Here is a 7,876-nt window from a genome sequence, read left to right on the forward strand (position 1 = left end):
ACCGGAGCGAGGGCATGCCGAGCCACAGCGAGGCACCGAACGTCAGGGGCAAAGCCTTTTGGTTACTTTGGGGCTTTTCCAAAGTGACCCGCCGTAAGGGCGGAACCTTAAGCCGCCGTTACCGCAGCAACGGATATGTACACCAAAAAAACACAGCTCAACCCAACACAAAGCCATCGCGAGCAAGCTTGCTCCCACAAGCAACTGCTGTGTCCACGCAAACGCTATCTACCGCTCAATACTCCGATTCCACCGCGCATTCCACGCCGGGCGCTGTTCGTTGACCTGATCCCAATCCACCGCAATCGCCGTCTGAAGATACTGCTTCATCGCCTCAACCTGCCCACGGGTACGATCGGTCGTCGGGGTATTCGGGTTAGAAGGAATTTGGTCACCATCCTCAAGCGCGGCAGCCTGAGCCTCAGGCGTCAGCAGGAACGCCGCGAGTTTCTGCGCCAGTTCCGGTTGCGTGTTGTTGGCGATCGCACATTCGGCGACGTTGAGCACCACCGCGCCTTCCTTCGGCTGCGCGTACTCCACCGGCATGCCCTTGAGTTTCAGGGCGGTGACTTGGGTCGGCGTCAGCGGGAACAGCGCCGCTTCGTCGGTCTGGAGCATTTCGGATATTTTTGCCGAGCTCGGAATGTACTCCAGCACGTTGCGCCCGACGCTGTTCGGCCAGGCCTTGAACCCCGGCTCGACATCAGTTTCGCTGCCGCCCTGAATCCGGTTGAACATCAGGAAACCATGCAAGCCGAAGGTCGAGGAGGCCATCGACTGGAACACCAGTTTGTCTTTGAAGCGCGGGTCGGCCATGTCCATCCAAGAGGTCGGCGCGCTCCAGCCTTTTTCCTTGAACAGGCGCGTGTTGTACGCCAGCCCCGTGACGCCAAGGCTGACCGCCACGGCTTCTTCCTTGATCCGTCCCTTGGCCGGAATCTGTTCCAGCGTCGGGCTGTCCTGGAGTTTGTCGCACAGGCCCATGGCGATCGCGCGGTACATGATGCCGTCATCGAGGAACATCACGTGCATCTGCGGGTTGCCCTTGCTGGCCTGGACCTTGGCCAGGATGTCGGCGGAAGTGCCGGGCACGATCACCACTTTGACGTTGTTGGCCTTCTCGAACGCCGGCAGCACCTTGTCGGTGTAGAGCCGCTCCATGGTCCCGCCGTTCATGCCCAGGTAAAGCGTCGGTTCGGCGTGGGCCTGGGTGACGGTGAGCAGGGCGCTCATGCAGGACAAACCGAGCAGAGCAGTGCGTTTGAAGTTTTTCATTGGCGCGACCTTCCTCTATCAAGCTACGGAAATGGAGTGAAACCGGGTGATGGAAAACGCATCCAGCGACGTCTTTGACGCGCCGCTACAGATGATTTCGGTGAGCGCCTGGCCCACCGCCGGGCCGATCTGGAAACCGGCGCCGGCAAACCCGAACGCATGCAACAGACCTGGCTGGGTACGGCTGTGACCAATCACCGGTTGGCGATCGGGCAAGTAACCTTCGGTGCCGCTCCATGTGCGAATCGCCTGGGCACCTTCAAGAAACGGGTAGAGCTCGACGGCCTGGCGGAGGATTTCCAGCACCGCGCCTTGGCCGGGGCGCGCGCGGGCGTCGTCGAGGGCAAAGCCCTGGCCACCGCCCAACACGCAATTGCCCCGCGCCACCTGACGCGCATAAATGCCGCCACCCTCGACGCCGGTGCTGGCGCTCATCACCAGCGGCAACGGCTCGGTCACCAGCATCGCCGGGTGCCCGGAATGCATCGGCACCGGCTCGCCGAATTGCGCGGCGAGGCTGCCAGCCCAGGCGCCGGCGCAGTTCAACAGCCACGGCGCGTGCAACTCCAGACCGGTTTGCGTGCGTATGCGGAAGCGCTGACCGTCATGTTCAACGGCGTTCACCGCGCATTGTTCATGCACCTGCGCACCGTGACGCTGCGCCGCCCGGGCGAATGCCGGGGACACCAGCCGTGGGTTGGCGTGGCCGTCATCCGGGCAATACGACGCGCCCACCGCCACCTCGCCGACCCATGGAAAACGCGCACGCAATTGAGCGCGGTCGAGCACTTGCAGATCGAGGCCGAAACCCTGGCTGCTGTCGGCATAGTCTTGCAGGGCGTGCAGATCGTTGAGGCTGCGGGCGAGTTTCAGGTGTCCGCTGCGCTGATATTCACCGTCGATGCCGATCAACTGTGGCAGTTGCGCCCAGATCGCATGCGCCCGTTGCGACAGTGGCAGTTGCGACAGCGGGCGGCCCTGTCGGCGCACGCCGCCGTAGTTCACACCGCTGGAATGCGAGCCGCAAAAATCCCGTTCCAGCAACGCCACGCGGCGACCGGCCTTGCCGAGAAACAGCGCTGCGGAGGCGCCGACGATACCGCCGCCAATGATCACTGCGTCGACGTCGATCATGCTTCGATCTCCAGGCCAAATGGCAACGGCTTGATCGGTGCCTGCGCCCGCAGCCGACCGATTTCGGAAACCGGGCGCTGGCTTTCGCGGGCAATGATTTCCGCCGCAGCGGTACCACACATGCGGCCCTGACAGCGGCCCATGCCGACCCGGCAGTGCGCCTTGACCCGATTGATTTCCCAGTGGCCTTCGCGCACGACTTGGCGAATGTCACCGGCACACACTTCTTCGCAGCGGCAGACCGTCACGTCATCAGCGACGTCGGCGGCCCAGTTGTCGGGAAAGGCAAAAGCACGCTCCAGACCCTGACGAAAATCGCCGATGCGTTGCAGTGCCTGCTCCAGTTGCGCGGGGCGTTGCGGCGGGATCAGGTAGCCGATGTCTTCGAGCAACGCCAATGCGGCTCGCTCGCCAGTCATTTCCGCAGCGTCTGCGCCCATGATCCCGGCGCCATCACCAGCCAGGTAGACCTCGGCGACACTGCTGCGTCCGGCGCTGTCACGAGTTGGCAGCCACGCGCGATTGAGCGGGTTCCAGGCGAACTCACAACCCAGCAAGTCGGCGAGCTGGGTTTCGCTGCGCAGGCCGTGGGCGAAAGCGACGGCGTCGCAGTCCAGCTGATGTTGGCCGTTAGAGTCGGACCATTTCAGCGACTGCACGCGCTGTTCACCGTCGATGCGATTCAGCGTTGCGCCCTGATGCACCGCGATGCCGTGGGCGGTCAGCCAGCCTCGGTAATAAATGCCTTTGGCCAGCGTGGCCGGTTGCGCCAGCAGGCCGGGCAGGGCGCGGGCCTGAGCGCTGAACGGCGAGCTGTCGAGCACGGCGGTAACCTTCGCGCCGGCCTTGGCGTATTGATAGGCGACCAGGTACAGCAGCGGTCCACTGCCGGCAAACACCACGCGCTCGCCGATGGCGCAGCCCTGGAATTTCAAGGCGATCTGTGCGGCGCCGAGGCTGTAGACGCCGGGCAGGGTCCAGCCCGGCACCGGGAGAATCCGGTCGGTGGCGCCGGTGGCGACGATCACTTTGGAAAACGCCAGTCGCCCGGCCCGGCCATCCTGCAACGTGTCGAGTGCGTCGTCCTCGGCGTTCCAGACCAGCGTTTCCGGGCGGTAATCCAGTTGCTCGCGCAGGATGTCGATTGTCTGGTGCAGCGCATTGGCCTTGCGCGCTTCGAAGCCATACAGCTTGACCGGCGAACGCTTGAAGTTGGCCGGCTGACGCCGATAAATCTGCCCGCCACCGCGTGCCGCTTCATCCAGCAGAACCGGGTGTACACCGTGTTCGACCAACGTTTGTGCCGCGCGAATCCCGGCCGGCCCGGCACCGATGATGACGACGGGTTTCATAACGATCGCCCCGGTTCGCGACTGATTTGATGCCCGGCTTCGAGCAGGGTCGAGCAAGCGCGCACCCGGCGGCCATCGCCCAGGCGCACCCAGCAATCCTGGCAGGCGCCCATCAGGCAGAAACCGGCGCGGGGTTCGGCGCTGAAGTCGCTGCCGCGCAGGTGTTCGCCGCAGGTCAGCACCGCCGTCAGCACGGTGTCACCGAGCAGGGCGCTGGCCGGTTGGCCGTCGAGGGTAAAGTCCAGGGCCGGGCGGTCGCCTTCGGCCAGTCGTTTCAGCAGCGCCATGGCGTCCTCATTGTTTCCCTACCAGAACCCGATCCAGGCCATAGACCCGATCAAGCAGAATCATGGTCACTGCGGTCAGCGCAATCACCAGTGCCGACACCGCCGCCATCATCGGATCGATGGATTCAGTGGCGTACACGTACATGCGCACCGGCAGGGTTTGCGTGGCCGGCGAGGTGACGAAGATCGACAGCGTGACCTCGTCGAAACTGTTGATGAACGCCAGCAACCAACCGCCAGCGACACCCGGCAGAATCATCGGCAAAGTGATCTGCCGGAACAGCGTGAAACGCCCGGCACCCAACGATTGCGCCGCGTGTTCGGCACTGCGGTCCAGGCCGATGGCCGAAGCCAACACCAGCCGCAGCACATACGGCGTGATCACCAGCACATGGGCGAAGATCAGCCACGCGAAGCTGCCGTTGACCCCCATCAGCGCAAACAGACGCAGCAGCGCCACACCCAGCACCAGGTGCGGAATGATGATCGGTGACAGAAACAGCCCGTTGAGAAAGTCCCGGCCGGGAAATTCGAAACGAGTGATCGCCAGCGCGGCGGGTACGGCGATCAGGGTCGCCAGCGAGGCGGCACTGAACGCGAGGATCAGGCTGTTGTAGAACGCATCGACAAAGTCCGCGCGCTCGAACACCGCACGGAACCAGCGCAGGGAAAAATCCGTGGTCGGCAGGCTCAGGGTGTTCTCCGGGGTGAAGGCCACCAGGCACACCACCACCAGCGGCGCGAGCATGAACAGCACCACCAGGGTATGAAACAACAGGGCGAAAGGACCGTTCCTGGACATGGCGAGTTATCCCAATGACTTCTTGTAGCGGCCTTCGATCATGCGGTTCCACGACAGCATGATCAGCAGGTTGATGAGCAGCAGGGCCACGGCGATGGCCGCGCCCATGGGCCAGTTGAGCTCCGACAGGTACTGGTCGTAGATCAGCGTGGCGACCATCTTCAGGCGGCGTCCGCCAAGCAGCCCGGGAATCGCGAAAGAGCTGGCGGCGAGGCCGAACACGATCAGCGTTCCGGACAAAATGCCGGGCATCACTTGCGGCAGCACCACCTGACGAATCACCGTGAACTGACTGGCGCCCAGCGACAGCGCGGCTTGTTCGGCGGCGGGGTCCAGCTTCTGCAACGAGGTCCAGACCGGAATGATCATGAACGGCAGCATCACGTGAACCAGTGCAATCACCACCGCAAACGGCGTGTAGAGCAGCTTCACCGGCGAGCCGCCGAATGCTTGCAACGTCTGATTGACCAGGCCATCGGCGCCGAGCAACAAGCTCCAGCCGAACGCGCGCACCACCACGGAAATCAGCAGCGGCGTGAGGATCAGGATCAGGAAAATCGAACGCCACGGCGTGCCCATGCGGCTGAGGATGTAGGCCTCAGGGACGCCGATCAGCACGCAGAGCAGAGTGGTCAGCGCGCTGATCCACAGGGTCCGCAGAAAGATTTCATAGAAGTACGGATCGCCCAGCAGGCTGCTGTAGTGCTCGACGGTGAAGGCGTCGCCGTCGATCCCCGAGCTGTAGTCGAAGACGTTGAACGACAGCACCAACGTCAAGGCCAGCGGGATGACCAGCAGCGCGAGGTACAAGGCCAGGGCCGGTGCCGACAGCCAGTAACCCTGGCGCCCCTGGCGGATGGCGGCGAGCGTACTCATGCCGTCACCTCGTCGACACTCAGCACGCGCAACAGCGCTGCGTCCCAATCGAGGCCGACGGCGGTGCCTTCGCTCAGCGGCGCCGAGCCGTCGTTGCGGCGCACTACGCACAGCTCACCGAGGTTGGTTGAAACGCCGTACAGCCATTGGCTGCCGAGAAAGAAACGGCTGGCAATCTTGCCTTGCAAGCGGCCATGTCCGGCGTCGCGCAAGTCGATTTTTTCCGGGCGCAGGCTGAGGGTCAGGTCACCGTCGCCACGACTGCACACCTGAACCACGCCGGCCGTGTCGCGCTCACCGGGCAACAGATTGGCCTTGCCGACGAAGCCGGAAATGAACTCGGTGCGCGGGTGTTCGTAGAGCGTGTAGGGCGCGTCGATCTGGGTGATGCGCCCGGCCTGCATCACCACCACGCGGTCACTGATCGACAGCGCTTCGGACTGGTCGTGGGTGACCATCAGCGTGGTGATGCCGACTTCGCGCTGGATGCGGCGGATCTCGAACTGCATCTCTTCGCGCAGGTTGGCGTCGAGGTTGGACAACGGCTCATCGAGCAGCAGCACCGGCGGCTGGATCACCAGCGCCCGGGCCAGGGCGACACGCTGGCGCTGGCCGCCGGACAGTTCCCGTGGGTAACGCTCGGCGTGCTGATTGAGGCGCACCAGTTTCAGCACCCGATCGACCCGCTGCTGAATCTCGGCGTTGGGTACTTTGCGCATGCGCAGGCCGAAGGCGACGTTGTCCTTGACGGTCATGTGCGGGAACAACGCGTAACTCTGGAACACCACGCCCAGGCCACGGCTGGCGGGTTTGGCGTGGGTGATGTCGCGCCCGTCGAGCACGATGCGCCCACTGGTGACTTCGACGAAGCCGGCGATCATTTGCAGGGTGGTGGTTTTGCCGCACCCGGAAGGGCCGAGCAGGGAGACGAATTCGCCTTTCTCGACTGAGAGGTTGGTGGCGACCACAGCGTCGATTTCACCGTAGCGTTTGCCGAGTTTTTCAAGTTGCACAAAAGCCATGCCTGCGCCTCCACCTGAGATTGTTATGCGTCGCCCGAGGGCGCGCTTTTTTGTATGGGCAGATACGAAAAGTTGTTGCGGGGTGCGATGGCGCTCGACTTCAGTCGGCTGCCGTTGTTGTTCGAATCACCCCGTCTGGACGCAGATTAGGACGAAGACTAGGATGGGCTCAATGGCCTATTTCACTGAGGCGATGACTATTTTCAGTTTTATTCGATCAGTAAATTAATTGTCGAGAAATGACATGTCAGATTCCATTGAGCGGAATGAAAGCAAAAATGAAGTCGGAGTCGGGGCCGTCTCCAGACTGTTTGCGGTGCTGCGTGCGTTGGGCGATACGGTCGAGGGCGGGGAGCGTGTAACGCAACTGGCGCAACACATCGGTTTGTCGCAACCGACCACCCACCGTTTGCTGCGCAGCCTGATGGACGAGGGCATGGTCGAGCAGGATGCGCGCAGCAAACGCTATCGACTGAGCCTGGATTTTTTCGCCCTGGCCGCCCGAGCGGGCAACAGCGGCAACCTGCGCGAACTGGTGCGTCCGGCGTTGCTGCGGCTGTCGGCGTCGCTGGGTGATTCGTTGTTCTTGCTGGCGCGTTGCGGCTTTGATGCGATCTGTCTGGATCGCAGTGAAGGGCCGTTTCCGATTCGCACCTTTACCGGGGATATCGGCGGGCGCGTGGCGTTGGGCGTGGGGCAGGGCAGCCTGGCGATCCTGGCGTTTCTGCCGGAAGAAGAGCGCGACACGGTGATCCATTACAACCTGCCACGGTTGAAGGATTTCCATCTGTACGACGAAGTGTTCCTGCGTTCGGAAGTCGAGAACGTGCGCAAACTTGGTTACGCCGGGCGCAACACCGGCGTGTTGCAGGGCATGGCCGGGGTTGCGGTGCCGATTCTCGATCGTGAGGGGCGGGCGGTGGCGGCGTTGAGTGTGGCGACGGTGAGTGATCGCCTCGGGCCGGATCGCTTGCCGACGGTGGTGGACATGCTCAAGCGCGAAGCGGCGCTGATCGGGCCGCGGATCAATCCGTTCGATCCGTTGCTGCGCAGGCCTTCGCAGGTGTTTGGGCAGGGGTGAAAAGATCGCAGCCTGCGGCAGCTCCTACAGGGAAATGAATTCCAATG

Annotated in this window: 8 protein-coding genes; 1 reads left to right on the top strand and 7 read right to left on the bottom strand. The window is 63.1% G+C overall.

The features are described from left to right. Window positions 1-228 precede the first annotated feature (228 nt). The 7 genes from ACW9JC_RS26750 to ACW9JC_RS26780 are packed head-to-tail and all read right to left on the bottom strand — an operon-like array spanning window position 229 to window position 6,748. On the bottom strand, window positions 229-1,275 hold the full coding sequence (locus tag ACW9JC_RS26750) for an ABC transporter substrate-binding protein (RefSeq protein ID WP_457458759.1): 1,047 nt from the start codon (window positions 1,273-1,275) through the stop codon (window positions 229-231). 18 nt (window positions 1,276-1,293) lie between these two features. Next, window positions 1,294-2,409: an NAD(P)/FAD-dependent oxidoreductase gene (locus tag ACW9JC_RS26755; protein WP_457458761.1), complete on the bottom strand. Its 1,116-nt coding sequence runs from the start codon at window positions 2,407-2,409 to the stop codon at window positions 1,294-1,296. Then, window positions 2,406-3,761 carry an FAD/NAD(P)-dependent oxidoreductase gene (locus ACW9JC_RS26760; RefSeq protein WP_338581939.1) on the bottom strand — a complete coding sequence of 452 codons (1,356 nt, stop codon included), beginning with the start codon at window positions 3,759-3,761 and terminating at the stop codon, window positions 2,406-2,408. Before ACW9JC_RS26760 ends, ACW9JC_RS26755 begins: the two co-directional genes overlap by 4 nt. Continuing rightward, window positions 3,758-4,048, bottom strand: a complete 291-nt coding sequence (locus tag ACW9JC_RS26765; RefSeq protein WP_457458763.1) for a (2Fe-2S)-binding protein — start codon at window positions 4,046-4,048, stop codon at window positions 3,758-3,760. The genes ACW9JC_RS26760 and ACW9JC_RS26765 overlap by 4 nt, the downstream gene beginning before the upstream one ends. Window positions 4,049-4,055: 7 nt before the next feature. Further along, window positions 4,056-4,850 (bottom strand): ABC transporter permease, encoded by a 795-nt coding sequence (locus ACW9JC_RS26770; RefSeq protein ID WP_338581937.1) that lies wholly within the window; start codon window positions 4,848-4,850, stop codon window positions 4,056-4,058. A 6-nt stretch (window positions 4,851-4,856) separates the two neighbouring features. Continuing rightward, window positions 4,857-5,726: an ABC transporter permease gene (locus ACW9JC_RS26775; RefSeq protein ID WP_457458765.1), complete on the bottom strand. Its 870-nt coding sequence runs from the start codon at window positions 5,724-5,726 to the stop codon at window positions 4,857-4,859. Beyond that, window positions 5,723-6,748, bottom strand: a complete 1,026-nt coding sequence (locus ACW9JC_RS26780; RefSeq protein ID WP_457458767.1) for an ABC transporter ATP-binding protein — start codon at window positions 6,746-6,748, stop codon at window positions 5,723-5,725. Before ACW9JC_RS26780 ends, ACW9JC_RS26775 begins: the two co-directional genes overlap by 4 nt. A 244-nt stretch (window positions 6,749-6,992) precedes the next feature. On the opposite strand from ACW9JC_RS26780, the gene ACW9JC_RS26785 reads away from it, so the two are divergent. Next, window positions 6,993-7,829: an IclR family transcriptional regulator gene (locus ACW9JC_RS26785; protein ID WP_338581934.1), complete on the top strand. Its 837-nt coding sequence runs from the start codon at window positions 6,993-6,995 to the stop codon at window positions 7,827-7,829. Window positions 7,830-7,876: the final 47 nt, after the last annotated feature.

It is taken from the genome of Pseudomonas sp. SDO5591_S426, from assembly GCF_054070755.1.

Bases quoted from the DNA above. Each gene is read 5' to 3' on its own strand.
- ACW9JC_RS26750 (WP_457458759.1), bottom strand. From the start codon at position 1,275: ATGAAAAACTTCAAACGCACTGCTCTGCTCGGTTTGTCCTGCATGAGC.
- ACW9JC_RS26755 (WP_457458761.1), bottom strand. From the start codon at position 2,409: ATGATCGACGTCGACGCAGTGATCATTGGCGGCGGTATCGTCGGCGCC.
- ACW9JC_RS26760 (WP_338581939.1), bottom strand. From the start codon at position 3,761: ATGAAACCCGTCGTCATCATCGGTGCCGGGCCGGCCGGGATTCGCGCG.
- ACW9JC_RS26765 (WP_457458763.1), bottom strand. From the start codon at position 4,048: ATGGCGCTGCTGAAACGACTGGCCGAAGGCGACCGCCCGGCCCTGGAC.
- ACW9JC_RS26770 (WP_338581937.1), bottom strand. From the start codon at position 4,850: ATGTCCAGGAACGGTCCTTTCGCCCTGTTGTTTCATACCCTGGTGGTG.
- ACW9JC_RS26775 (WP_457458765.1), bottom strand. From the start codon at position 5,726: ATGAGTACGCTCGCCGCCATCCGCCAGGGGCGCCAGGGTTACTGGCTG.
- ACW9JC_RS26780 (WP_457458767.1), bottom strand. From the start codon at position 6,748: ATGGCTTTTGTGCAACTTGAAAAACTCGGCAAACGCTACGGTGAAATC.
- ACW9JC_RS26785 (WP_338581934.1), top strand. From the start codon at position 6,993: ATGTCAGATTCCATTGAGCGGAATGAAAGCAAAAATGAAGTCGGAGTC.